Here is a 24,671-nt window from a genome sequence, read left to right on the forward strand (position 1 = left end):
GATGCGCAACCGGCGCGGGCGGTCCGGTACGCGCCCGCACCCGGTGCGGGCCCGTCCGGCGCCCGCACCCGGCGCGCGCCCGGAGTGATCCCGGGCGAGGGCATGCCTCGGTGACGCCGGAGCGCGGGGGCCCCCGCGTGCTCCAGGTTTGACCTGGGCTTGGCGAAAAGGGTTCGCTCGCGGAGTACGGCGTACGCGAAACTGGGGCGGCCGCTGCCTTCCGCCGATTCCGAGAGACCCGCGTGCTCATAAAACTCCTGCGGGCCCATCTGGGCCCGTACAAGAAACCCGTCGTGCTGCTGGTGTTCCTTCAGCTGCTCCAGACCTGCGCCTCGCTGTATCTGCCCAGTCTGAACGCCGACATCATCGACAACGGTGTCGTCACGGGCGACACCGGCTACATCCTGGAGTTCGGCGGTCTGATGATCGCCGTCAGTGTCGTCCAGGTGCTCTGCAACGTGGGGGCCGTGTACTACGGGGCCCGGACCGCCTCCGCCCTCGGGCGCGATGTGCGGGCCGCCGTCTTCGACCGGGTGCAGTCCTTCTCGGCCCGTGAGCTCGGGCGCTTCGGGGCGCCCTCGCTGATCACCCGGACCACCAACGACGTCCAGCAGATCCAGATGCTGGTGCTGATGGCGTTCACCCTGATGGTGTCGGCCCCGATCATGTGCGTCGGCGGGATCATCATGGCGCTCGGGCAGGACGTGCCGCTCTCCGCGGTGCTGCTGGCGGTCGTGCCGGTGCTCGGCGTCTCGGTCGGTCTGATCGTGAAGAGGATGCGGCCGCTGTTCCGCACCATGCAGGAGCGGCTGGACTCGGTGAACCGGGTGCTGCGCGAGCAGATCACCGGCAACCGGGTCATCCGCGCCTTCGTCCGTGACGGGTACGAGGAGAAGCGGTTCCGGGGCGCCAACAGCGACCTGACCGATGTGTCGGTGGCGACCGGGCGGCTGATGGCGCTGATGTTCCCGACGGTGATGACGGTGGTCAACCTGTCGTCGGTCGCGGTGGTGTGGTTCGGCGCGCACCGCATCGACAGCGGCGGGATGCAGATCGGTGCGCTGACCGCGTTCCTCGCCTATCTGATGCAGATCGTGACGGCCGTGATGATGGCCACGTTCATGTTCATGATGGTGCCGCGCGCCGAGGTGTGCGCCGAGCGCGTCGAGGAGGTCCTCGGGACCGAGTCGAGTGTGGTGCCGCCCGTCGCTCCGGTGACCGAGCTGCGGCGGCACGGGCATCTGGAGGTGCGGGGCGCCGAGTTCCGCTACCCGGGCGCGGAGGAGCCGGTGCTGCGGGCCGTGGAGCTGGTGGCCCGGCCCGGGGAGACGACCGCGGTCATCGGGTCGACGGGGAGCGGGAAGTCCACGCTGCTCGGGCTCGTGCCCCGGCTGTTCGATGTGACGGACGGCGAGGTGCTGGTCGACGGCGAGGACGTGCGGACGCTGGATCCGGTGCTGCTGGCGAGGACGGTGTCCCTGGTGCCGCAGAAGCCGTACCTCTTCTCCGGGACGGTCGCGACGAACCTGCGGTACGGAAATCCGGACGCCACCGACGAGGAGCTGTGGCACGCGCTGGAGGTGGCACAGGCCAAGGAGTTCGTCGAGGCGCTGGAGCACGGGCTCCACGCGCCGATCGCGCAGGGCGGTACCAACGTGTCCGGCGGTCAGCGGCAGCGGCTCGCCATCGCCCGGACACTGGTGCAGCGCCCGGAGATCTATCTGTTCGACGACTCGTTCTCCGCGCTGGACTACGCGACCGACGCCGCGCTGCGGGCGGCGCTGGGACGGGAGACGGCCGGGGCGACCGTGGTGATCGTGGCGCAGCGCGTGTCCACCATCCGTGACGCGGACCGGATCCTGGTGCTGGACGAGGGCCGGGTCGTGGGGACCGGCACCCATCACGAGTTGATGGACGGCAACGAAACGTACCGGGAGATCGTGCTCTCCCAGCTGACGGAAGCGGAGGCCGCGTAATGGCCGGTCCGGGCGGACGGATGATGGCCGGGGGTGCGCCCACCGACCGGTCGATGGACTTCAAGGGGTCGGGCAAGCGGCTGCTGAGGCGGTTCGGCCGGGAGAGGTCCTCGCTGTGGCTGATGCTGGCAGCCGTGACGGTGAGCGTCGCACTGTCGGTGGCCGGTCCGAAGATCCTCGGGGAGGCGACCGACCTGGTCTTCGGCGGTGTGGTCGGGCGCGGAATGCCCGAGGGCACGACGAAGGCGCAGGCGATCGAGGAGCTGCGGGAGAAGGGCAGCGGCTCCATGGCCGACATGCTCTCGGGGGTGGACTTCACTCCGGGCGAGGGCATCGACTTCGGGGCGGTGGGGAACGTCCTGCTGGTGGCCCTGGTGATCTATGTGGGGGCCGGGCTGCTGATGCTGGTCTCCACGCGGCTGTCGATCCGGGTGATCAACCGGATCGTGTTCCAGCTGCGCGAGGACCTCCAGACGAAGCTGGCGCGGCTGCCGCTGTCGTACTTCGACCGGGCCAAGCGCGGTGAGGTGCTGAGCCGGGCGACGAACGACATCGACAACATCTCGCAGACGCTCCAGCAGACGATGGGGCAGCTCATCAACTCCCTGCTGACGATCGTCGGCGTGCTGGCCATGATGTTCTGGATCTCGCCGCTGCTGGCTCTGGTCGCGCTGGTGACGGTCCCGTTGTCGGTGGTCGTGGCGACACAGGTCGGCAAGCGGTCGCAGCCGCAGTTCGTGCGGCAGTGGCGGGTGACGGGGACGCTCAACGCCCACATCGAGGAGATGTACACCGGGCACACCCTGGTGAAGGTCTTCGGCCGGCAGGAGGAGTCCGCGCGGGACTTCGCCGAGCAGAACGAGGCGCTGTACGAGGCGGGGTTCAAGGCCCAGTTCGCCAGCGGGCTCATGCAGCCGCTGATGTTCTTCATCTCGAACATCAACTACGTGCTGGTCGCGGTGGTCGGCGGGCTCCGGGTCGCCTCGGGCACGCTGTCGATCGGCGACGTGCAGGCGTTCATCCAGTACTCGCGGCAGTTCTCGATGCCGCTGACGCAGGTCGCCTCGATGGCCAATCTGGTGCAGTCCGGCATCGCTTCGGCGGAGCGGGTCTTCGAGCTGCTGGACGCCGAGGAGCAGGACGCGGATCCGGAGCACGGCGAGCGTCCGGAGCGTCTTGAGGGTCGGGTCTCGCTGGAGAAGGTGGCCTTCCGCTACGACCCGGAGAAGCCCCTGATCGAGGATCTGTCGCTGAGCGTGGAGCCGGGGCAGACGGTCGCGATCGTCGGTCCGACCGGGGCCGGCAAGACGACACTGGTCAACCTGCTGATGCGGTTCTACGAGGTGACCGGCGGGCGGATCGCGCTCGACGGGGTCGACGTGGCGAAGATGTCCCGGGACGACCTGCGGTCCTCCATCGGCATGGTGCTCCAGGACACCTGGCTGTTCGGCGGGACGATCGCGGAGAACATCGCGTACGGCGCTTCGCGCGAGGTCACCCGGGAGGAGATCGAGGGGGCGGCCCGGGCGGCGCACGCGGACCGGTTCATCCGGACGCTGCCCGACGGGTACGACTCGGTGATCGACGACGACGGCTCCGGGGTCAGCGCGGGCGAGAAGCAGCTGATCACCATCGCGCGGGCGTTCCTGTCCGACCCGGTGATCCTGGTCCTCGACGAGGCGACCAGCTCGGTGGACACCCGGACCGAGGTGCTGATCCAGAAGGCGATGGCGCGCCTGGCCCACGGGCGTACGTCGTTCGTGATCGCGCACCGGCTCTCCACGATCCGGGACGCGGACGTGATCCTGGTGATGGAGAGCGGCTCGATCGTCGAACAGGGCACGCACGAGGGGCTGTTGGCGGCCAAGGGCGCCTACGCCCGGCTGTACGCCGCCCAGTTCGCGGAGGCGCTGGCCGAGGTGGACTGACGGCCCTCGCGTGGATCAGTCGAGGTAGCCGCGGAGTTGGTCGGCGAAGGCGTGGTCCCGCAGCCTGCTGAGAGTCTTGGACTCGATCTGGCGGATGCGTTCGCGCGTCACGCCGAAGATCCGGCCGATCTCCTCCAGGGTGCGGGGCCGCCCGTCCTCCAGGCCGTACCGCAGCTGGACGACCTTGCGTTCGCGTTCACCGAGGGTGGAGAGCACCGCCTCCAGGTGTTCGCGCAGCAGCAGGAAGGCGGCGGACTCGACGGGTGAGGCGGCGTCGCCGTCCTCGATGAGGTCACCGAAGGAGACGTCGTCCTCCTCGCCGACGGGGGCGTGCAGAGAGACGGGCTCCTGGGCCAGGCGGAGGACTTCGGTGACCCGCTCGGGCGTCAGGTCGAGCTCACCGGCGACGTCCTCGGCGGTGGGCTCGACGCCGCGTTCCTGGAGCATCCGGCGCTGGACGCGCACCACGCGGTTGATCAGTTCCACGACGTGGACCGGGACGCGGATGGTGCGGGCCTGGTCGGCCAGCGCGCGGGACATGGCCTGGCGGATCCACCAGGTCGCGTACGTGGAGAACTTGTAGCCCCGGGCGTAGTCGAACTTCTCCACGGCCCGGATCAGTCCGAGGTTCCCCTCCTGGACCAGGTCGAGCATGGTCAGCCCGCGGCCGACGTAGCGCTTGGCTACGGAGACGACGAGGCGGAGGTTGGCCTCGATGAGGCGGCGTTTGGCCGTGCGGCCCATCACGACCAGCCGGTCCAGGTCCCCGGCGAGGCGGGAGTCGAGGTCGGGGGTGCCCGCGAGGCGTTCCTCGGCGAAGAGCCCGGCCTCGACGCGGCGGGCGAGTTCGACCTCCTCGGCCGCGGTGAGCAGCGGGATGCGGCCGATCTCGCGCAGATACTGCCGGAACAGGTCGGAGGTGGGACCGCCGGAGTCCGCCCGGTTCCGCGGCTCCGGAGGGTCGGGGAGGTGCGTCGCTTCCACCATGACCGCCTCGGGTGCGTATCCGGGCGGTCCGGCTGGGGTCTCCGGGTGGCGCAGGGACCTGTTCTGCGCCGGGATGGCCGCCATGGTCTCGGTCGTGGTCGTCACGGTCCGGGTCTGCACGGGGGCGACCTCCAGGTGATCGCTGCCGGATGACGGGGGTGGAGGTCTGTCCGGCCCCGAGGTGCTCTCCTGCGGGCCGGTGTGCTCCGATGACTCAGACATTCCCCAGTGTGGGGTACGACACACGGCTGTCACGAGGGGTGTGCGGGGACTTTCTGGTTCCGTTCCGTCACCGGACGATTACCGCGGCCGGTGACAGGCGGGCTCCGAGGCTCTCGCGGGTGGGCTCAGCGGCCGGCGGGCGATCTCGGCGGCCGCTCAGAGCGCGGCGGCGCCGTGGGCGCGCAGGGACTGGGCGTACTGCTGGAGCACCCAGACCTCGTTCTGGGCGGCGGCCAGGTCCTGGGGCGCCACGTGGCTGCCGAGGCGGGCGAGGCTGCCCTGGACGTCGTTGATGCGGCGGTCCACGGCGCGCAGCCGGACCTGGACGAGCTGCATGCCGGCGTACGTCTCGTCGATGGTCTTGCCGATGAAGACCTCGACGGCGAGCTCGGTGACGAGACTGCGGACGGTGTTGTCGGGGGCGGCGTCCATGACGGCGACCAGATACTCGCGGTTGTCGGCGAGGCCCTGCTCGGCGCCGCCCGCCTGCTCGATGCACTGGCGCACGGCGGCGTAGGGCGGGGCGGTGAACTCGTCCACGCCGTACGCGTCGAAGGCCGGGGAGACCAGGGCGGGTTTCTGGAGGGCGAGCTTGAGCAGTTCGCGTTCGGTGCGGTGGGCGGGGCTGCGGAGGTTGAGCGCGGGTCCGGAGAAGCCGGGGGCGGGCGCGGGCTGCTGCGGGGCTCCCCCGCGCATGCCCGGGGCCCCGCCGCGCCGGCCGCCGCGCTCCGCGTGGTCGCCGCCCTTGTCGCGGGCCCAGCGGGCGAGCTGGGCGACGCGGTGGACGACGAACTCCTGGTCGAGGATGCCGACGAACCCGGCGAGCTGGACGGCGACCTCGCGCTGAACGCTGCTCGTCTTGATCTTGGCGACGACGGCGGCGGCCTCGTCGAGGGCGGCGGCGCGCCCGGCCGGGGTCTCCAGGTCGTACCGGCCGACGATCTGGCGCAGGGCGAACTCGAAGAGCGGGGTGCGCGGCTCGACCAGGTCGCGTACGGAGTCGTCGCCCTTGGCCAGCCGCAGGTCGCAGGGGTCCATGCCGTCCGGGGCGATGGCGATGTAGGTCTCGGCGGCGAACTTCTGGTCGTCCTCGAAAGCGCGCAGGGCGGCCTTCTGTCCTGCCGAGTCGCCGTCGAAGGTGAAGATGACGCGGGCGCTGCCGTTGTCCATGAGGAGGCGGCGGAGGATCTTGATGTGGTCGTTGCCGAAGGCGGTGCCGCAGGTGGCGATGGCGGTGGTGACCCCGGCGAGGTGGCAGGCCATGACGTCGGTGTAGCCCTCGACGACGACCGCGCGGCTGGCCTTGGCGATGTCCTTCTTCGCCAGGTCGATGCCGTACAGCACCTGGGACTTCTTGTAGATCGGGGTCTCGGGGGTGTTGAGGTACTTCGGGCCGTTGTCGTCGTCACGGAGCTTGCGGGCGCCGAAGCCGACGATCTCCCCGGCGGTGTCGCTGATGGGCCACATCAGCCGGCCGCGGAAGCGGTCGATGGGGCCGCGGCGGCCGTCCTGGGAGAGGCCGGAGGTGATCAGTTCCTTGTCGCTGAAGCCCTTGCCGCGCAGATAGCGGGTGAGGTGGTCCCAGCCGGCCGGGCTGTAGCCGACGCGGAAGTGGGCGGCGGCGTCCTGGTCGAAGCCGCGCTCGGCGAGGAACTTGCGGCCGATCTCGGCCTCGGGGCTCTCCAGTGCGCGTACGTAGAACTCGGCGGCGGCCTGGTGGGCCTCGATCAGCCGGATGCGTTCGCCGCGCTGGTGGGAGGGGTTGTAGCCGCCCTCCTCGTAGCGCAGGGTGATGCCCGCCTTGGCGGCGAGGCGCTCGACCGTCTCCGAGAAGGAGAGGTGGTCGATCTTCATCACGAAGGCGATCGTGTCGCCGCCCTCCTGGCAGCCGAAGCAGTGGAACAGGCCCTTGCCGGGGCTGACCTGGAAGGAGGGGGACTTCTCGTCGTGGAAGGGGCAGAGACCCTTCAGGTTTCCGCCGCCCGCGTTGCGCAGCTGGAGGTATTCGGACACGACGGAGTCGATCGGGACCGCGTCCCGTACCGCCTTCACGTCGTCATCGTTGATCCTGCCGGCCACGTGTGAAGTCTACGGGTGGGCGCGGACAGCCGGACGCGGGGCAGCAGCGTCGCCGGGGTGCGGGCGGTGCCGCCCGCACCCCGGCGGGGCTCCTCAGAGCAGGGAGTCCAGCGGGACCGACGGGTCGGCGAGGGCTTCCGGGTCGTGCTGCCGGCGGGCCCGGATCAGCTCCTGGATCGTTTCGGTGACATCCCACACGTTGACGTTCATCCCCGCGAGGACGCGGCGGTCCTTCAGCCAGAACGCGATGAACTCCCGCTTCCCGGCGTCGCCCCGGATGATCACCTCGTCGTAGGAGCCGGGCGGGGCCCAGCCGGAGTACTCGAGCCCCAGGTCGTACTGGTCGGAGAAGAAGTACGGGACGCGGTCGTAACTCACGTCCTGGCCGAGCATGGCGCGGGCGGCGGCCGGTCCGCCGTTCAGGGCGTTGGCCCAGTGTTCGACGCGCAGCCGGGCGCCGAGCAGCGGGTGGGCGGCGGCGGCGACGTCCCCGGCGGCGTAGATGTGCGGGTCGGAGGTGCGCAGGGAGGCGTCCACGGCGATGCCGCCGCCGTGGGCGCGGTCGGCCATCTCAAGGCCCGCGGCCTCGGCGAGGGCGGAGCGCGGGGCGGCGCCGATCGCGGCGAGCACGTCGTGGGCGGGGTGCTCCTCGCCGTCGTCGGTGCGGACGGCGAGCACCATGCCGTCCTGTCCGGTGATCTCGGTGAGGCGGGCCCCGAAGTGGAAGCGGACGCCGTGCGCGCTGTGCAGCTCGGTGAAGATCTGGCCCAGCTCGGGGCCGATGACCTGGTGCAGCGGGGTGGGCTCGGCCTCGACGACGGTGACCTCGGCCCCGTAGCCGCGGGCGGCGGCGGCGACCTCCAGGCCGATCCAGCCGGCTCCGGCGATGACCAGGTGGCCGTTGTCGCGGCCGAGGGCGGCGAGCACGTTGCGCAGCCGGTCGGCGTGGGCGAGGCGGCGCAGGTGGTGGACGCCGGCCAGGTCGGTGCCGGGGACGTCCAGACGGCGCGGTTCGGAGCCGGTGGCCAGCAGCAGCTTGTCGTAGTGGATGACGGTGTTGTCGCCGAGCTGCACGGTCTTCGCGTACCGGTCGAGCACGGTGACCGGCTGGCCGAGGTGCAGCTCGATGTCGGCGCCCGCGTACCAGGGGCGTTCGTGGGTGAAGACGCTGTCGCGTTCGGCCTTGCCGTCCAGGTAGCCCTTGGAGAGCGGCGGTCGTTCGTAGGGGTGGTCGCGCTCGTCGCCGATGAGGATCACCCGGCCGGTGAACCCTTCGGCGCGCAGCGTTTCGGCCGCCTTCGCCCCTGCGAGTCCTGCTCCGACGATGACGAACGTCTGGTGTGCGTCGACCACTTGATGCCTCCTCAGTGCTGTGCTGCGCGGCGCCCCCAGCTGCGAGCGTCCCGCACGCAGCGTGATGGCGAAAGAGGGTGTGCCCCGGACAGGTCACACCCCGTGGTCAGATGTCCGGCCCCTTCCAGTCTGCCGGTCACCCACGACGGGCGGTGAGCGCGGCGTGCAGGGATCGTGCGGAGGCGTCGGTGAGGGCGGCGATCTGGTCGACGAGGACCCGCTTGCGGGCGCGGTCGTCGGGCGCCTGGTCGAACAGGGCGCGGAAGTGCGGTTCCAGCCCTTCGGGGGCACGGGCGGTGAGGGCTGCGGCCAGCTCGGCGATCACGACGCGCTGGTCGGCGCGGATGGCCTCCTGTTCGGCGCGCTGCATGACGTACCGGTCGGCGACCGCCTTGAGCACCGCGCACTCGTGGCGCACCGCGCGCGGGACGACCAGCTCGGCGCCGTACCGGCCGAGGCGGCCGGGGCCGTACACCGCGCGGGTGGCGGTCTCGGCCTCCGTGCAGAAGCGGCCGATGAGCTGGCTGGTGGCGTCCTTCAGGCGGGCCTGGGCCACGGCGGAGCCGTCGTAGCCGTGCGGCCACCAGTCCTGGTCGATCAGCCGGTCCAGGGCCTCGGACAGCTCCTGCGGGTCGGTGCCGGCGGGGACGTAACGGCCGATGGCGACCGCCCAGATCTCCTCGCGCTCCGGCTCGGCGTAGAGGCAGTTGGGGTCGATGTGCCCGGCGTGCAGCCCGTCCTCGAAGTCGTGGACGCTGTACGCCACGTCGTCGGACCAGTCCATGACCTGGGCCTCGAAGCAGGTGCGGTCCTCGGGGGCGCCCTCGCGGGCCCACGCGAAGACCGGGACGTCGTCGGCGTAGACCCCGAACTTGGCGGAGTGCGGGTCGGTGGGGTGCCCACCGCGCGGCCAGGGGTACTTGGTGGCGGCGTCCAGGGCGGCCCGGGTGAGGTTGAGGCCGACGCTGACCAGGTCTCCGGTGCGCGGGTCGCGGACGAAGCGCTTGGGCTCCAGGCGGGTCAGCAGGCGCAGGGACTGGGCGTTGCCCTCGAAGCCGCCGCAGTCGGAGGCGAAGTCGTCGATCGCCTGTTCGCCGTTGTGGCCGAACGGCGGGTGGCCCAGGTCGTGGGCGAGGCACGCCGTCTCCACCAGGTCGGGGTCGCAGCCGAGGACCGCGCCCAGCTCGCGGCCGACCTGGGCGCACTCCAGGGAGTGGGTGAGCCGGGTGCGGGGGCTGGCGTCCCAGACGAGGGAGCGGGTGCCGGGCGTCACCACCTGGGTCTTCCCTGCGAGCCGGCGCAGGGCGGCGGAGTGCAGGACCCGGGCGCGGTCGCGCTGGAAGGCGGTGCGGCCGGGGCGCTTGTCCTCCTCGGTGTCGAAGCGCTCGGTGTCGGCGGGCCCGTAGGGGCTCGCCCCCGTCGTCCGCTGTGTGCCGTGCGTGCCGTGTGCCGGTTCTGCCCCGGGTGCGCCCTGTGTGCCGTCCATGGTTCCGACAGTAGCGACCGGGACGGACAACGTGGCGGGAGCGGGCCCGGGATGTCAGGCGGAAGCGAGCAGGCCCGCCGCGTCGGCCTGGGCGGGGGCGCCCTCCGAGGCGGCCCGTGCCTGGTCGTAGCGGTGCAGCACGAGGCGGGCCATCGCCGGGTGGGCGCCGAGCGGGGCGGCCGCCCGGTGCGGTACGGCGTCGGCGCAGGCGCTCGCGAAGCGGCCGGGGGCGGTGAAGTACGAGGCGACGAAGGTTCGGTGGCGGCCTCGGGCGGCCAGGGCCCGCAGGGCGACCGGGACGGTGGGCGTGGCGGCGGAGGCGTACGCGGGGACGACGGGTACGCCGAGGCGCATCGCGAGCGCGCGGGCGGTGCGCCGGGTGTCCCGGGCGGAGTCGGGGTCGCGGGACCCGGCGGCGGCGAGGACCACGGCGGCGTGGCGGCCACCCCCGTCGGCCGGGTTCCAGCCGGCCTCGACGAGCCGCCCGTACAGCGCCTCGACGAGCAGGGGGTGGGGGCCCAGCGGCGCGGCGATCCGGGTGCGTACGCCCGGGGCGGCGGCCGCCCCGGCGGGCAGGTCGTGCTTGACGTGGTGGCCGCGCCCCAGGAGCAGCGGTACGAGGACGGCGTCGGCCCCGCGCAGGCCGTCCAGGGTGTCCGGGAGCAGCGGCCGGTTCAGTTCGATGTGGCCGAGCCGGACGTCGAGGCCGGGGCGCAGGTCGCGCACCCGGTCCAGGAGGGCCAGCACGGTGCGCGGGGCCTCCGGGTCGCGGCTGCCGTGCGCCACGGCGACCAGGGACGGGGCCAGGGCCCCGCGCCGCTCAGCCCCGGGGTGGTCGGGCCGCCGGGTGCGGTGCAGGGGGCCGCGGGTTCCGTTCCGGGGGACGAGGCCGAGCTGGGCGCCGGGCCGGTCGGTGACGCGGGTGGGGAGGTGAGCGGTGCCGTCGGTCATCGAGGGCGACCGGTGGGGCTGTTCGGGGGGCTGCTCCGTCATGGGGCGATGGTGCCGGGCGGAGGTTGCCGGGGCGTTGCGCGAGGGTCACGGGCGTTTTCCGCCGCCTCACGGCGGGGGCGGGGGCCGTGTGCGTACGCGGCTCGGTCCGCGCCCCCGCCGGTGTCGGACGCCACGGACCGGGGCGGCCGGCGAACCTTCGCGGCATCCCGGTCGTCAGGTGGGGTGGGGGCAGGTGGCGCGGACGGCGCGCGACGGACAGAGGAACGACAGGGGGGTTCTGGTGCGCGGAAAGAACAGCGGGAGCGGGGCGTCGGCGTCGGGGTCGGCGTCGGAGGAGAGACGGACGGTGCGCGGGCGGTGGCCGCAGGGGCTCCGGCTGTGGGTACGGTCCGCCCGGCGGCAGTCGGCGCGGCCCGTCGCCCCGCCGGCGCGGGAGCGGTTCGCCCCGCTGGTGCCGCAGCGGTTCGCCTTGCGGCTGCCGGAGCGGTTCACTCTGCGGCCGCCCTCGTGGTTCTCTCTACGGCTGTCCGAGCGGCTCACTCCGCGGCTGCCCCGCACCCGGCGGGTGCAACGGCGGCTGGTGCAGGGGGTGGTGGCCGCCTGTGTGCTGGCCTTGGCGCCCGCGACCTGGATGCGGCTGGAGGCCGGCGACCGGGTGGGCACGACGGCCGACGCTCCGGCGCGGGAGGTCGCCGTGGTGTTCGGCGCCGGGCTGTGGGAGGGCCGCCCGACCCCGTACCTCGCGCACCGGCTGGACGCGGCGGCCGAGCTGTACCGCACCGGGAAGGTGAAGGTCGTCCTGGTCACCGGGGACAACAGCCGCGTGGAGTACGACGAGCCGGACGCGATGCGCACGTATCTCACCGGGCGCGGGGTGCCGGACGAGCGGATCGTGAGCGACTACGCCGGGTTCGACTCCTGGGACTCCTGCGTCCGGGCCAAGAAGATCTTCGGGGTCGACCGGGCGGTGCTGGTGAGCCAGGGCTTCCACATCCACCGGGCGGTCACCCTGTGCCGGTCGGCCGGGATCGACGCGTACGGCGTCGGGGTCGACGAGCCACGGGACGCCACCTGGTACTACGGCGGCGCCCGGGAGCTGGCGGCCTCGGGCAAGGCCGCGCTGGACGCCCTCCTCCGGCCCGACCCGCGTTTCCTGGGGCCGCAGGAGCGGGGCGTGACGGAAGCGCTGGCCACGGAGGCGCGCTGAACGGGCCCGCCCGAAGCCCGGAACCGTCGCCCGGTACGAACCCGGCACCACCGCTCCCCGCCGCAGAGGAGGTCGCCGCTCCCCGTCACCCCGGGTTCCGTCCTCCATCGCCGGACGGGCTCGAACGGGGCCCACCGGGAGTACCGCTGAGCACGGCGTCGGCCGCTTGCTCCGGGCGGGTGAGCCACACGCACACACCTGCGGCGTCGTCGTAGGTCGCCCATGCTCCGCAGTGACTCCCTCCTCCGCCTTGCAGGCACGCGCACCGGGCCCCGCTCCCTGATCCGGCCCGATCCAGACGGAAGGCCCTACGCGCCGCCCGCCGCGCGTCCGGTGCTCCACCGCCCCTCGGGGATGAGGACGCCGCCGGTCCGCAGTGAGCGGGTGACGGCGGTCGCGGCGAGGTAGACCCAGGCCCGCACGGACTCCCCGGGCTCCCCGGCTTCCCCGGCCTCCGCCGTCGGCCGCGCCGTCGACCGCGCCGGCAGCTCGACCTCGCGGACGACGCGTTCGTACAGGTTGCGCGGGTGGCCGGGGCCGAGGAACTCCTCCAGGTGGTCCAGCAGCCCCAGCAGTTCCCCGTACACCCCGTGCGCGGCGATCAGCAGGGTGCCGTGGACGCGGCCGTGGCCCTCGATCGCGTACGGGTAGCCGGGGCCTTCGTAGAGGAGGGCCCGGGGCAGCACGGCCGGCCGCTCCCCCGCCGTGCGGCCCCGGAGGAACAGGTCGTGGTTGGGTTCGCCCGGCAGCAGCGTCCCGTACACGAAGAAGGGCAGCTCGGCGGCGTCGGGGCCGCCGGGGACGGTCGTGGTCATGGCCGCCGTCACAGGGCCGCCGGGGGCGCCGTCTCCGCCGTCACCCAGCCGAGGTAGCGGGCGCTGCCCCGGATCACCGGCAGGGCGATGATCTCCGGCGTCTCGTAGTCGTGCTCCCGCTGGAGGTGTTCCTCCAGTTCGTCGTAGCGTTCCGCCGTCGTCTTGAAGAGCACCTGCCACTCCTCGGTCGCCTCGATGGCGTTCTGCCACCGGTAGACGGAGGTGACGGGGGCGGAGATCTGCGCGCAGGCCGCCAGCCTGGCCTCCACCGCCGACCGGGCCAGGGCGTCGGCCTTGTCCTCGCTGTCGGTCGTGGTCAGTACGGTCAGCCATGCCGGCGGCGCTGTCATCGTCGGTTCTCCTCGGAGTGAACGGCGGGCTCCTTGCCCGTGGGCCTTCGATGCGATTGTCGGCCCACGGCGGGTCAGGCGCCGTACGGACGGAGATTCCGGGCGTCGCGCAGGGCGGTGCCCCACCACACCAGCTGGTCCAGCAGGGTCTTGGCCGCCGCGTCGGCGGGCTCCGGGTCCAGGTGGCGTCCCTGGTCGTCGAAGAGGGCGCCGGCGTTGTGGAAGGACACGGTGTCGCGGACGGTGACGGTGTGCAGTTCGGCGAAGACCTGCCGGAGCTGTTCGACGGCCCGCAGTCCGCCGGAGATGCCGCCGTAGCTGACGAAGGCGACGGGTTTGGCCTGCCATTCCGCGCTGTGCCAGTCGATGAGCGTTTTCAGTGGTGCGGGGAAGGAGTGGTTGTACTCGGGGGTGAGGACGACGAAGGCGTCGGCCGCCGCGAGCCGGGCGGACACCGCGCCGAGCCGCGCTGCCTCCTCGGGCCCGGGACCGAAGGTGATGGCGGTGGGGAGGCCGGCCTCGGCGACGTCGATCAGTTCGGTCTCGATGCCGGGGTGGCCGGCCGCGCGGGCCAGGAACCAGTCGGCGACGACGGGACCGAAGCGGCCGTCGCGGTTGCTTCCGAGGATGACGGCCACCTGGAGGGGGACGGGCTCGGTGACGGGGACGGTGGATGACGTTGATGCGGCTGTGGTGTCCATGGCGTCGAGCTTTCTCCCTCAATCGTGGTTGAGGTCAAGCGCGTCCGTCCGAAGCCTCGCCTGCCCGGGTCCGGACGTCCCGTTTACGGTGGCCGGATGACGACGCATCGGCCGGACACGCCCCTCCCGCACATCGAGTTCGACGGCCGCCCGGCCACCGAGGAGGACCTGCGGATCCCCGCCCTGTACGGCTACGGCCACTTCACCGCCATGCAGGTGCGGGACGGCAGGGTGCGGGGCCTCGGCCTGCACCTCGCCCGGCTGGACGCCGCGAACCGGGAGCTGTTCGAGCTGTCCGTGGACGGCGACCGGGTGCGGGAGCTGATCCGGCGCGCCCTGGGCGGGGCGGGGCTGCGGGACGCCTCGGTGCGGGTGCACGGCTATCTGCCGCCCGGCGCGACGCACACGACCCTGATGGTGACGGTCCGGGAGCCCGCCGCCGGGCCGGCCGCGCGGAGCCTGATGTCGGTGCCGTACGCGCGCACGGCCCCGCACATCAAGCGGCCCGGCGAGTTCGGGCAGACGTACTACGGGATCCTTGCGGGGCGGGCGGGGTTCGACGAGGCGCTGCTGACCGCGCCGGGCGGCGTCGTGACCGAGGGCGCGATCACCAACATCGGCTTCTGGGACGGGAGCTCGGTGGTGTGGCCCGACGCTCCGGCGCTCGTCGGCGTCACGATGACTCTGCTGGAACAGGGTCTGGAGCGGGCCGGACGGCCGTCGGCGCGCCGCCCGGTGACGCTGGAGGGCCCGGACGGGGTGGCCCGCTTCCCGGCCGCCTTCGTCTGCAACTCGCAGGGCATCGCACCGGTACGCCGGATCGACGGCACCGCGTTCGCGATCGACGAGGAGCTGATGAGGGGGTTGGGCGCGGTGTACGACGGCGTCCCGGAGGACGCCGTGTGAGACACCGCACGGGGGGGGCGGGGGCGCCCGCACCGGCCGTGCCGGACCATAGGGGCATGCAGATCCATATCGAGGCATCGGCCCTCCCGGGCCGCGACTGCGGACCGGACAGCGACTTTCCCGGGTACGCGAACATCCACGTCGGCGTCCAGCGCAAGGACCGGCCGGGCGAACTGCTCGACCCGCACCCCGGGGACGCCCCCTCCGCCTCGTGGGTGCTCGACTGCACGGCCACCGCTACGGCGGACGGGGTCGAGGTGTCGGGGCCGTACGTCCAGAACCGGCTGGGCGGGCGGTTCGTCTACCTGTCGTGGGGCACGGTGGACGACGCCGGGGTCTTCACCATGTTCCGGCGCGCCAAGCTGATGTTCGACGACATCGCCCCGGACGTCCTCGAAGCCGCCGCGCGCTCCGGACACCTCACCGGGCGGCTCGGGCTGACCGACGCCAAGGGGCAGCCCCTGTGCGCCCGGGTGCGCCCGCCCCGGATCGCCTGGAGCGCCACGGACGGGACCTGAGAGGCCGGGAGGGGCGGGCGGAGCCCGAGGAGCGGGAGACGGCGGACGCCGGGAGCGGAACGGTCACGAACCGGGCGCTGGACCGGGAACGGTCAGGAGCCGGGCGCTGGAGCGGGAGCGGCCGGAGGCGGAGACGGATCCGACACCGCCCCCTCCGGTCCAAGGGGGGGGGGTGGACCGGAGGGGGCGGGTGCCGTGGGGGGCGGGGAATCCGTCCCGTGGGGGGTGTCATGCGTGTGCCCGGGGCCCGCGAGGTCATACATGTGACCTGCGTCACACATCTCTGGCCCGTCTCACCCGATCGGCACCCGGACCGGCAGCGCGGACCGAACGGCCCAGCCACACCGCCACGACCTGCGGTGATCCATTCCGGCAAGGGTGCCGCGCCGGTCCGTACGGGTGAAAGCTGACCCTGCGTCAGGAGGCGTGGCGGGCCCTGCCCCCGTTGGCTCGGGGGCAGGACACACCCGCTCGCGCCGTTCTGCCCGGAGGATCCCCATGCGCAGTCCTGCCCGCCTCGTGACCGGCACCGTCGGTGCCGCGTTCACCGTCATCGCGTTCGGTCTCACCGCCGCCGCCCCGTCCGCGTACGCGGGCGACTTCGGCCGTCTGGAGATCACCCCGTCGACCGCGGCACCCGGTGCCACCGTCACCGTGAACACCACCGCCTGCGGCAAGAAGGGCTCGGGCATCGGTGACGCGAACTCCCTGGACGCCGGGGACTTCGAGATGCGCCCCGGCACCCACAAGGAGGTCGTGGTCGGCAAGTTCACCGTGCCGCACGACACCAGCCCCGGCACCTACGAGATCATCGTCTCCTGCGACAACGGCAAGGACGCGGTCGGTGATCTGGAAGTGATCGGCGGCGGCAAGCACGAGAAGCCCGTCCACGACCGCCCGTCCGGCCATGTGCGGACCGGGGTCGGCGGCAGCGTCGAACCGAACTCCACGCAGGTCGCTCTCGGCGTCGGCGTGATCGGCCTGGCCGCCGTCGGCGGGCTGTGGCTGCTGCGCCGCCGCTCCGAGGGCGCCGAAGGAAGCTGAACCGCCGCTTCCCCCTGACCGGGCGGGGCGCGTCCCCGAGCGCGCCCCGTCCGCCCGGACCACCACCGAGGACGACGCCGTGTCCGCAAGCGCGCAGAAGGCCAAGGGCTGGCTGGTGGGCATCGCCGTGCTGTGCGGCATCTGGCTCATCCAGAACGGCCCCGGCGGCCAGCTGATCCCGCCGCAGCCCTCCAGCGCCCAGGCCTTCGCCGCCGGCCCCCGGCTCCAGCCCGGTTCCCCGGTCGCCGAACCGCTGAACCCCTCCGAGCCGGTCCGCATCCGCATCCCGAGCATCGAGGTGGACGCTCCGATGACCCGGCTGGGGCTGGCCGCCGACGGCAGCCTCGACGTACCGCCCGACGAGGACCGCAACCTCGCCGGCTGGTACGAGGGCGGTGTCCCGCCCGGCGCGCGGGGCACCGCGATCGTCGCGGGGCACGTGGACAACGCGGACGGTCCTTCCGTCTTCTACGCCCTGGGGGCCCTGACCAAGGGGTCCGCGGTCGAGGTGGTCCGCGAGGACGGGCGCACCGCCGTGTTCTCGATCGACGCCATCGAGGTCTACGACAACGACGACTTCCCCGACCAGCGCGTCTACGGCGACTCCCCGCACGCGTCGCTCCGGCTCATCACCTGCGGCGGCGGATTCTCGAAGGAGACCGGCTACCAGGGCAACGTGGTGGCGTACGCGCACCTCACCGAGGTGCGCCGAGACGACGGCCTGTGACCGTCACGCGTTCCACTGGTCGAAGCCCAACTTGGCGACCAGCGAGAACACCACGGTCAGCAGCACCGCCCGGACGAAGCCGCTGCCCCGGCTCAGCGCCATCCGGGCCCCGATCATCCCGCCCGCCAGGTTGAAGAGCGCCATCACGGCCGCGAGCTGCCACAGCACGGTGCCCTGGTACGCGAACATCGCCAGCGCCCCCGCGTTGGTGCACACGTTGACGATCTTCGCGGTGGCCGACGCGGTCACCAGGTCCAGGTGGAGCACGGCGCTCAGGGCCAGCACCAGGAACGTGCCGGTGCCCGGCCCGAACAGCCCGTCGTAGAAGCCGATGCCGCCGCCGACGAGCACGATCGCCGTGACGATCCGTCGCCGGGCGACCGGGCGGTCCGTGCCGTCGCCCGCCGCGGCGGTGCCGAAGGAAGGGCGCAGCAGCACGAAGGCCGCGACCCCCAGCAGCACGACCATGATCACCGGGCGGAGCACCTCGCTGCTGATCCCCGCGGCGAAGAACGCCCCGGTCATCGACCCGGCGAGCGCCATCAGCCCGACCCGCACCGCCAGCCCCACCCGTACCGGTGCTCGGCGCAGGAAGGTCACCGCCGCGCCCGAGGTGCCCACGATCGCGACGGCCTTGTTGGTGCCGAGCACATGGGCCGCCGGGACGTTCGGCAGGCCGAGCAGCAGCGCGGGCAGGAGCAGCAGTCCGCCGCCGCCCACCACCGCGTCGATCCACCCCGCGGCGGCCGCGGCGAGGCAGAGGAGCACCAGCGTGGTCAGGGTTATGTCAGGCACGACCCGACATTAGACGCCTGTCGTCGGCTCTCTTCCCCGAGGGCCTTCCGTTCGGATCCGACCTGATCCGACCTGATCCGGCCTGATCCGGCCCGATCCAGCCGAACGGAAGACCCTCGGCCCCTCACAGGGCCCCGGCGCCGTCGCTGAGCGCAAGGTTCCGCCCGGGAAACAGGCGGGATCCGGCCGGGTAACACCTCCCGCGCACGCTCGGGGCATGAGGACAACCGACGGAGGCCACTGAGATGCCGGAGCCCACCTTCGACCCGAGCGCCACCACCGCCGCACTGGAGACCACGCCGACCACCCTGGCGCACAGCGCCGTTCCGACGATCGTGGTCGTCGGGCACGGCATGGTCGGCCAGCGGTTCCTGGAGGCACTCGCCGACCGCGGGCTGACCCCGGCGGCCGGCGCCGCCCGGGTCGTCGTGCTCTGCGAGGAGCCCCGGCCCGCCTACGACCGGGTGCGGCTCACCTCGTACTTCGACGGGCGGAGCCCCGAGGAGCTCTCCCTGGTGGAGGCGGACTTCATGGACCGGCACGGCATCGAGCTGTACGTCGGCGACCCGGCGACGGGCGTCGACCGGACGGGGCGGACGGTGACCGCGCGGTCCGGTGCGGTGTTCCCGTACGACACGCTGGTGCTGGCGACGGGCTCGTACCCCTTCGTGCCGCCGGTGCCGGGGAAGGACGCCCGGGGCTGCTTCGTGTACCGGACCATCGAGGACCTGCTCGCGATCGAGGAGTACGCGAAGGGCGCGGCCACCGGTGCGGTGGTCGGCGGCGGGCTGCTCGGTCTGGAGGCGGCCGGGGCGCTGAAGGGGCTCGGGCTGTCCACTCATGTGGTGGAGTTCGCGCCCCGGCTCATGCCGGTCCAGGTGGACGAGGGCGGGGGCGCGGCGCTGCTGCGCACGATTCTGGGCATGGGTCTCGCGGTGCACACGGGGGTGGGCACGCAGGAGGTGCTGGCGGGCGCGGACGGTGCGGTGACCGGGATGGCCCTCTCCGACGGCTCCTCGCTCGACGTCGATCTGGTGGTCTTCTCGGCGGGGGTGCGGCCCCGGGACCAGCTGGCCCGGGAGTGCGGTCTGGCCGTCGGGGAACGCGGTGGGATCGTCGTGGACGAGGAGTGCCGGACGTCGGACCCGGTGGTGTTCGCGATCGGCGAGTGCGCGCTGGCCGCCGACGGCCGGGTGTACGGGCTGGTGGCGCCGGGCTACGAGATGGCGCAGACGGCGGCCGAGGTGATCGCGGGCGGCCGGTCCGCGTTCACGGGGGCGGACCTGTCGACGAAGCTGAAGCTGCTCGGCGTGGACGTGGCCTCGTTCGGCGACGCGCACGGGGCGGCCGACGGTGCGCTCGACGTCGTGTACTCCGACGCCCGGGCGGGGGTCTACAAGAAGCTGGTGATCGGGCGGGACGGGACGCTGCTGGGCGGGGTGCTGGTCGGGGACGCGGACCAGTACGGCACACTGCGGCCGATGACGGGCACGGTGCTGCCGGTCGCCCCCGAGCAGCTGGTGCTGCCGGCCGGGGCCGGCGGCCCGGTGGCGCTCGGCCCCTCCGCGCTGCCGGACGAGGCGGTGGTCTGCTCCTGCCACAACGTGACCAAGGGCGCGATCCACGGGCACACCACACTGCCCGAGGTGAAGAAGTGCACCAAGGCCGGTACGGGGTGCGGCAGTTGTCTGAAGGTGATCGGTCAGCTGATGCCGCCGCCGACGGACGCGGGGCTGTGCGGCTGCTTCCCGTACAGCCGCAGCGAGCTGTACGAGATCGTCCGCACCCTGGAGGTCACCTCCTTCGCCTCCCTGCTCGACTCGCACGGCCGCGAGGAGGCTCGCGGCGGGGACGGCTGCGAGGTCTGCAAGCCGACGGTCGGCTCGGTCATCGCCTCGCTCGCGCCGACCGTGGGCGCGAGCGGCTATGTGCTGGACGGCGAGCAGGCGGCGCTCCAGGACACCAACGACCACTTTCTGGCCAATCTCCAGCGCAATGGGTCGTATTCGATCGTGCCGCGCATCCCCGGCGGTGAGATCACCCCGGAGAAGCTCATCGTCATCGGCGAGGTGGCCCGCGACTTCGGCCTCTACACGAAGATCACCGGCGGCCAGCGCATCGACCTCTTCGGCGCCCGGGTCGACCAGCTGCCGCTGATCTGGACGCGGCTGGTGGACGCGGGCTTCGAGTCCGGGCACGCGTACGGGAAGTCGCTGCGCACGGTGAAGTCCTGCGTGGGGCAGACCTGGTGCCGCTACGGCGTGCAGGACTCCGTGCGGATGGCGATCGACCTGGAGCTGCGCTACCGGGGCCTGCGCTCCCCGCACAAGCTGAAGTCGGCGGTCTCCGGATGCGCCCGCGAGTGCGCGGAGGCCCGGGGCAAGGACTTCGGGATCATCGCCACCGCCCAGGGGTGGAACCTGTACGTCGGCGGCAACGGCGGGGCCACCCCGCGCCACGCGGACCTGCTGGACCAGGACCTCTCGGACGCCGAACTGGTGCGGCTGATCGACCGGTTCCTCATGTTCTACATCCGTACCGCCGACCGCCTGGAGCGCACCTCGGCCTGGCTGGAGCGGATCGACGGCGGCCTGGAGCACGTCCGGGACGTGGTCGTCCACGACTCGCTGGGGCTCTGCGAGGAGTTGGAGCGGATGATGGCCGACCATGTCGCCGGCTACCGCGACGAGTGGGCCGAGACCATCAGCGACCCGGACCGGCTGCGGCGCTTCGTCACCTTCGTCAACGCCCCCGACGCCCCCGACCCCTCGGTGAGGTTCGTTCCGGAGCGGGACCAGATGAAGCCGGATCTGGAGCTGCTCGCGGGACCCGTGCTCGCCGTCCGCACCCTGGAAGGGACCGCCTCCTGATGACCGCCGCGACGATCACCACAGCGCAGGACACCGGATGCGTCCGGCTCGCCCACGGGAAGGACTGGCTGACGGTCTGCGACCGGGCCCTGCTGATCCCCGGGCGGGGGGTGGCGGTGCTGCTGCCGGACGGGGACCAGGCGGCCGTCTTCACCGACCGGGCCGGCCGGGTGTACGCGATCGGCAACCGGGACCCGTTCACCGGGGCGTACGTCCTCTCGCGCGGCCTGCTCGGCTCGGTGGGCGGGCGGCCGTTCGTGGCCTCGCCGCTGCTGAAGCAGCGCTTCGACCTGGCGACGGGCGCGTGCCTGGACGACGAGGGGGCGACGGTGCCGGTCTTCCCCGTACGGGTGGACTGACCGACGTCGCCGGGGGCCGCCAGGTCGCGGGACGCGGCCTGTGCAACTCCTGCGCCGCCTGTTCACCCACGCGCGACGCCCCGTCAACTCACGTCTCCTACAGTCCTGACGCGCGACCCGCCGGTCCGTCCGGGGCGGCGGGCCCACACTCATGCGTGGAGTGATCGTGGAACGACGGACCTTCTTGCGCACCGCGGTGATCGGCAGCTCGGCGGCGGCCTTCGGCGGCACGCTGTGGCGGGGCGCCGCCTTCGCCGACCCGGCCCAGCCCGCCCCCGGCCCGTACGGCGCGCTCCAGGCGGCCAACGGCAACGGCATCCAGCTGCCCAGCGGCTTCACCAGCCGCATCGTCGCCCGCTCCGGGCAGACCGTGCCCGGCACCTCCTACCGCTGGCACAGCGCGCCCGACGGCGGGGCGACGTACGCCGACGGCTCGGGGTGGATCTACGTCTCCAACGCCGAGGTGTCCCCGAGCAGCGGGGGCGGGGCGAGCGCGGTGAGGTTCGACTCCTCGGGAACGGTGACGTCCGCTTACCGGATCCTGGGCAATACGAACAACAACTGCGCGGGCGGCGCCACCCCGTGGAAGACCTGGCTGTCCTGCGAGGAGGTCACCCGCGGGTATGTGTACGAGACCGATCCCTGGGGTGTGAACGCGGCGGTGCGGCGTCCGGCGATGGGCCGTTTCAAGCACGAGGCAGCCGCCGCCGACCCGGACCACGGGTACGTCTACCTCACCGAGGACGAGAGCGACGGCCGCTTCTACCGCTTCCGGCCCACGACCTGGGGGAACCTGTCGAGCGGCACCCTCCAGGTGCTGGTCGCGGGAACGGCCACCTCTGGTCCGGTGACCTGGGCGAACGTCCCCGACCCGGCCGGCTCCTCCACCCAGACCCGGTACCAGGTGTCCGGGGCGAAGGTGTTCAACGGCGGTGAGGGCTGCTTCTACGCGGCGGGCACCTGCTGGTTCACCACCAAGGGCGACAACCGGGTGTGGGCGTACGACGCGAACACCTCGTCGATCTCGCTCGCGTACGACGACTCGCTGGTGACGGGCGGCTCGGCCCCGCTGACCGGCGTGGACAACGTCATGCGGTCCGGGTCCGGCGACCTCTACATCGCGGAGGACGGCGGGAACATGGAGATCTGCCTGATCACGCCGGACGACACGGTGGCCCCGTTCCTCCGGATCACCGGCCAGTCCGGTTCGGAGATCACCGGGCCCGCGTTCTCGCCGGACGGCAGCCGGCTCTACTTCTCGTCGCAGCGCGGGACGAGCGGCAGCTCCTCCGGAGGCATCACGTACGAGGTGAAGGGGCCCTTCCGCAGCTGACGGGAGCCGCCTCACCGATCGGGCGGCGGGCCGGCCGGCGCGGGGTGCCGCGCCGGCCCGGCGTGCCCGTCCGCCGGCTCAGGCCTGGCCTTCGGCGGCGGCCGGGTCCATCCAGATGACCTCCCAGATGTGGTGGTCCGGGTCCTGGAACGAGCGGCCGTACATGAAGCCCATGTCCTGCGTCTCGCCCGCCGGGGAGCCACCGGAGGCCAGAGCGGCGTCCGCCAGCCGGTCGACCTCCTCGCGGCTGTCGCAGCTCAGCGCGAGGATGACCTCGGTGGTCTTCGAGGCGTCGGCGACGTCCTTCTTGGTGAAGTCCTTGAAGCGTGGCTCGGTCATCAGCATGGCGAAGATGGTGTCGCTGATGACCAGACAGGCGGTCTTGTCGTCACTGAACGCCGGGTTGAAGCCGTAACCCAGCTTCTCGAAGAAACCCTTGGTGGTCTCCAGGTCCTTCACCGGCAGGTTCACGAAGATCATCTGAGCCATGGTCGTTTCCTCTTCCTCTGTCCCGTGGCGCCCGCGGTGGTCCGCCCGGCGCTTTCGATGGTTAGACGGCGGGTCCGCGCCGAACTCATCGGCGTACGACAGAAGATTTGCACGGCCCACTGACAACGGCCCCCGGGCAGTCCTCAGGGCAGGGCGAGGGGGGCGCCGCCGCGCAGCAGGGAGCCGCCGAGCGGGGTCAGCGTGTGCAGGACCGAGCTGCCGTGGCGCAGCGTCAGGACCAGGCCCGCCTCGCGCAGCACGGAGGCGTGCTGGCTCGCGGAGGCCAACGACACTCCGGCACGGCGGGCGAGTTCGCTGGTGGTGCAGCCGTTGCCGATGGAGGAGAGGACGGCCGAGCGGGTGTGTCCGACGAGCCGACCGAGCCAGGGCCCCGGCTCGGCGAAGACCGGGGCTCCGGGGTTGGCCACCGGGTAGACGAGCACCGGCGGGAGCGACGGGTCGCGGTAGACCACGGGGGTGCCCCGGCAGAAGAAGGACGGCTGGAGCAGCAGCCCGCGCCCGTCCAGGTGCAGATCGCGGTCGACCGGGTAGTCCGCCTCCAGCACGGGCGAACGCCACCGGATCATCGGCGGCAGCGCGGCCAGGAGCCCGTCCGCCCCGCCGTCCAGCAGGGCCCGGCCGCGAACAGCCCGGTCCGCCTCGACGCTGGCCCGGATGTGCGGCCAGTAGGGCTCCACGGCCGCGTGGTGGTAGCTGCGGAGCGCCCCGATGAGCCGGGCGAGCGGCTCGGCACGGCCCTCCATGAGCGCGGCGGGCAGCGCCGCGCCCGCTCTCCCCGCTCCGGAGTCCTGTTGACGCGGGCCGGCGGACAGGCCGGCCCGCTGCCGTATCCGCCCGGCGGCCAGCAGCTCCAGCTCGGCGTGGACGCGGTCGGCGGGAGTGTCACGCAGCGCCTCCATTCCGACGTCGAGCCCGAAAGGCTCGGCGCCCTCCTGGGAAGGCGTCAGGAAATCCGGGAAATAGCCGCGGGGCGGGACGACCGCCGCCAGCAGCTGTGCTTCACCATTCAACCGCGCACGGGATTCCGAACGCCATTTTCCGAACACCGTCGAAGCACGCCGGTCCCTGATCCGGTGAAAACTGAGAATGGTTTCCCACAGCGCGTCCGGCCTCGTGGCCATCCGCACCCGCGAAAGGTCCAGCCTGGACACATGGATACGCAGCACCGCTCCCCCACCTGTTGCATCCGCAATTGCCCCCACCGAAGGGTATGCGGACCGTCACAGGAGGTCACCACGGGGTTTCGGCCAGAAGTGAAAGGTCTCGCCCCGTTCCGCTCCACCCGAAAGGCTGTACGGCGTCGGGTACGCATCCGGTGCCCACCGGATGAGCACGTGAAGGCCGTGGGGGGCTTTGTGTGTTCGGCGGCGGTGGGCGACGGTGCGGCTCCGTACCCGACGGGGGTAAGCCGGGTGCGGTCCATGGGTGGGGATCCATGGACCGCACCCCGGTCCCCCGGGCCCGTCACCCGACATTTTCTTTGCGCATTAAACGACGCAATGTGCTCTGCGCCACATTCTTGGAGCGGCATTCGGTGCGCGCTTCTGACGA

Annotated in this window: 21 protein-coding genes; 10 read left to right on the forward strand and 11 right to left on the reverse strand. The window is 72.4% G+C overall.

Annotated elements, in window-relative coordinates:
• Positions 1–242 precede the first annotated feature (242 nt).
• Together ACH4RG_RS14550 and ACH4RG_RS14555 are read left to right on the forward strand one after the other, a co-directional pair.
• Positions 243–1,976: an ABC transporter ATP-binding protein gene (locus ACH4RG_RS14550; RefSeq protein ID WP_397916716.1), complete on the forward strand. Its 1,734-nt coding sequence runs from the start codon at positions 243–245 to the stop codon at positions 1,974–1,976.
• Positions 1,976–3,904, forward strand: a complete 1,929-nt coding sequence (locus tag ACH4RG_RS14555) for an ABC transporter ATP-binding protein (RefSeq protein ID WP_397916717.1) — start codon at positions 1,976–1,978, stop codon at positions 3,902–3,904. Before ACH4RG_RS14550 ends, ACH4RG_RS14555 begins: the two co-directional genes overlap by 1 nt.
• Positions 3,905–3,919: 15 nt before the next feature.
• Here the strand turns inward: ACH4RG_RS14555 and ACH4RG_RS14560 are convergent, their stop codons facing one another.
• The 5 genes from ACH4RG_RS14560 to ACH4RG_RS14580 form a co-directional block, all read right to left on the reverse strand.
• Positions 3,920–5,011: an RNA polymerase sigma factor gene (locus tag ACH4RG_RS14560; protein WP_397916718.1), complete on the reverse strand. Its 1,092-nt coding sequence runs from the start codon at positions 5,009–5,011 to the stop codon at positions 3,920–3,922.
• Between the two features lie 258 nt (positions 5,012–5,269).
• A complete protein-coding gene (gene dnaG / locus ACH4RG_RS14565) occupies positions 5,270–7,192 on the reverse strand; it encodes a DNA primase (protein ID WP_397916719.1) in 1,923 nt (640 codons plus the stop codon).
• Positions 7,193–7,285: 93 nt separating this feature from the next.
• On the reverse strand, positions 7,286–8,545 hold the full coding sequence (locus ACH4RG_RS14570; protein WP_397916720.1) for an NAD(P)/FAD-dependent oxidoreductase: 1,260 nt from the start codon (positions 8,543–8,545) through the stop codon (positions 7,286–7,288).
• 136 nt (positions 8,546–8,681) lie between these two features.
• A complete protein-coding gene (locus tag ACH4RG_RS14575; RefSeq protein ID WP_398539622.1) occupies positions 8,682–10,031 on the reverse strand; it encodes a deoxyguanosinetriphosphate triphosphohydrolase in 1,350 nt (449 codons plus the stop codon).
• A gap of 54 nt (positions 10,032–10,085) precedes the next feature.
• Positions 10,086–11,024 carry a sirohydrochlorin chelatase gene (locus ACH4RG_RS14580; RefSeq protein ID WP_398539623.1) on the reverse strand — a complete coding sequence of 313 codons (939 nt, stop codon included), beginning with the start codon at positions 11,022–11,024 and terminating at the stop codon, positions 10,086–10,088.
• A 454-nt stretch (positions 11,025–11,478) separates the two neighbouring features.
• Here ACH4RG_RS14580 and ACH4RG_RS14585 point away from each other — a divergent pair, with 454 nt between their 5' ends.
• Positions 11,479–12,192 (forward strand): vancomycin high temperature exclusion protein, encoded by a 714-nt coding sequence (locus ACH4RG_RS14585; RefSeq protein ID WP_397917228.1) that lies wholly within the window; start codon positions 11,479–11,481, stop codon positions 12,190–12,192.
• A gap of 308 nt (positions 12,193–12,500) precedes the next feature.
• Here the strand turns inward: ACH4RG_RS14585 and ACH4RG_RS14590 are convergent, their stop codons facing one another.
• The 3 genes from ACH4RG_RS14590 to ACH4RG_RS14600 all read right to left on the reverse strand — a co-directional run bounded on the left by ACH4RG_RS14590 (position 12,501) and on the right by ACH4RG_RS14600 (position 14,058).
• Positions 12,501–13,007, reverse strand: coding sequence for a gamma-glutamylcyclotransferase family protein (locus ACH4RG_RS14590; RefSeq protein WP_398539624.1), 507 nt, complete (start codon positions 13,005–13,007; stop codon positions 12,501–12,503).
• Between the two features lie 8 nt (positions 13,008–13,015).
• Positions 13,016–13,357 carry a divalent-cation tolerance protein CutA gene (gene cutA, locus ACH4RG_RS14595; RefSeq protein ID WP_397932771.1) on the reverse strand — a complete coding sequence of 114 codons (342 nt, stop codon included), beginning with the start codon at positions 13,355–13,357 and terminating at the stop codon, positions 13,016–13,018.
• Between the two features lie 74 nt (positions 13,358–13,431).
• On the reverse strand, positions 13,432–14,058 hold the full coding sequence (locus tag ACH4RG_RS14600; RefSeq protein ID WP_397916725.1) for an NADPH-dependent FMN reductase: 627 nt from the start codon (positions 14,056–14,058) through the stop codon (positions 13,432–13,434).
• 96 nt (positions 14,059–14,154) lie between these two features.
• On the opposite strand from ACH4RG_RS14600, the gene ACH4RG_RS14605 reads away from it, so the two are divergent.
• The 4 genes from ACH4RG_RS14605 (at position 14,155) to ACH4RG_RS14620 (ending at position 17,253) form a co-directional block, all read left to right on the forward strand.
• Complete coding sequence (locus tag ACH4RG_RS14605; RefSeq protein WP_397916726.1) at positions 14,155–14,964, forward strand: aminotransferase class IV family protein; 810 nt, start codon at positions 14,155–14,157, stop codon at positions 14,962–14,964.
• 56 nt (positions 14,965–15,020) lie between these two features.
• Positions 15,021–15,482 carry a DUF5990 family protein gene (locus ACH4RG_RS14610; RefSeq protein ID WP_397916727.1) on the forward strand — a complete coding sequence of 154 codons (462 nt, stop codon included), beginning with the start codon at positions 15,021–15,023 and terminating at the stop codon, positions 15,480–15,482.
• Positions 15,483–15,980: 498 nt separating this feature from the next.
• Positions 15,981–16,526 carry a hypothetical protein gene (locus ACH4RG_RS14615; RefSeq protein WP_397916728.1) on the forward strand — a complete coding sequence of 182 codons (546 nt, stop codon included), beginning with the start codon at positions 15,981–15,983 and terminating at the stop codon, positions 16,524–16,526.
• A gap of 79 nt (positions 16,527–16,605) precedes the next feature.
• On the forward strand, positions 16,606–17,253 hold the full coding sequence (locus ACH4RG_RS14620; protein WP_397916729.1) for a class F sortase: 648 nt from the start codon (positions 16,606–16,608) through the stop codon (positions 17,251–17,253).
• 3 nt (positions 17,254–17,256) lie between these two features.
• On the opposite strand, the gene ACH4RG_RS14625 is transcribed toward ACH4RG_RS14620, so the two are convergent.
• Positions 17,257–18,048, reverse strand: a complete 792-nt coding sequence (locus tag ACH4RG_RS14625) for a TSUP family transporter (RefSeq protein ID WP_397916730.1) — start codon at positions 18,046–18,048, stop codon at positions 17,257–17,259.
• A 245-nt stretch (positions 18,049–18,293) separates the two neighbouring features.
• On the opposite strand from ACH4RG_RS14625, the gene nirB reads away from it, so the two are divergent.
• The 3 genes from nirB (at position 18,294) to ACH4RG_RS14640 (ending at position 22,610) form a co-directional block, all read left to right on the forward strand.
• Entirely contained in the window at positions 18,294–20,918 is a 2,625-nt protein-coding gene (gene nirB, locus ACH4RG_RS14630; protein WP_398539625.1) for a nitrite reductase large subunit NirB, read from the forward strand.
• Entirely contained in the window at positions 20,918–21,277 is a 360-nt protein-coding gene (gene nirD / locus ACH4RG_RS14635) for a nitrite reductase small subunit NirD (protein WP_398539626.1), read from the forward strand. The genes nirB and nirD overlap by 1 nt, the downstream gene beginning before the upstream one ends.
• A gap of 166 nt (positions 21,278–21,443) precedes the next feature.
• A complete protein-coding gene (locus tag ACH4RG_RS14640; RefSeq protein WP_398539627.1) occupies positions 21,444–22,610 on the forward strand; it encodes an alkaline phosphatase PhoX in 1,167 nt (388 codons plus the stop codon).
• A 78-nt stretch (positions 22,611–22,688) separates the two neighbouring features.
• On the opposite strand, the gene ACH4RG_RS14645 is transcribed toward ACH4RG_RS14640, so the two are convergent.
• Positions 22,689–23,099, reverse strand: coding sequence for a VOC family protein (locus ACH4RG_RS14645; RefSeq protein WP_007449495.1), 411 nt, complete (start codon positions 23,097–23,099; stop codon positions 22,689–22,691).
• A gap of 143 nt (positions 23,100–23,242) precedes the next feature.
• A complete protein-coding gene (locus ACH4RG_RS14650; protein WP_397916734.1) occupies positions 23,243–24,286 on the reverse strand; it encodes an ArsR/SmtB family transcription factor in 1,044 nt (347 codons plus the stop codon).
• Positions 24,287–24,671 lie beyond the last annotated feature (385 nt).

Origin of the sequence: Streptomyces sp. NPDC021019 (assembly GCF_044333295.1) — a bacterium.
Taxonomy (GTDB): domain Bacteria; phylum Actinomycetota; class Actinomycetes; order Streptomycetales; family Streptomycetaceae; genus Streptomyces.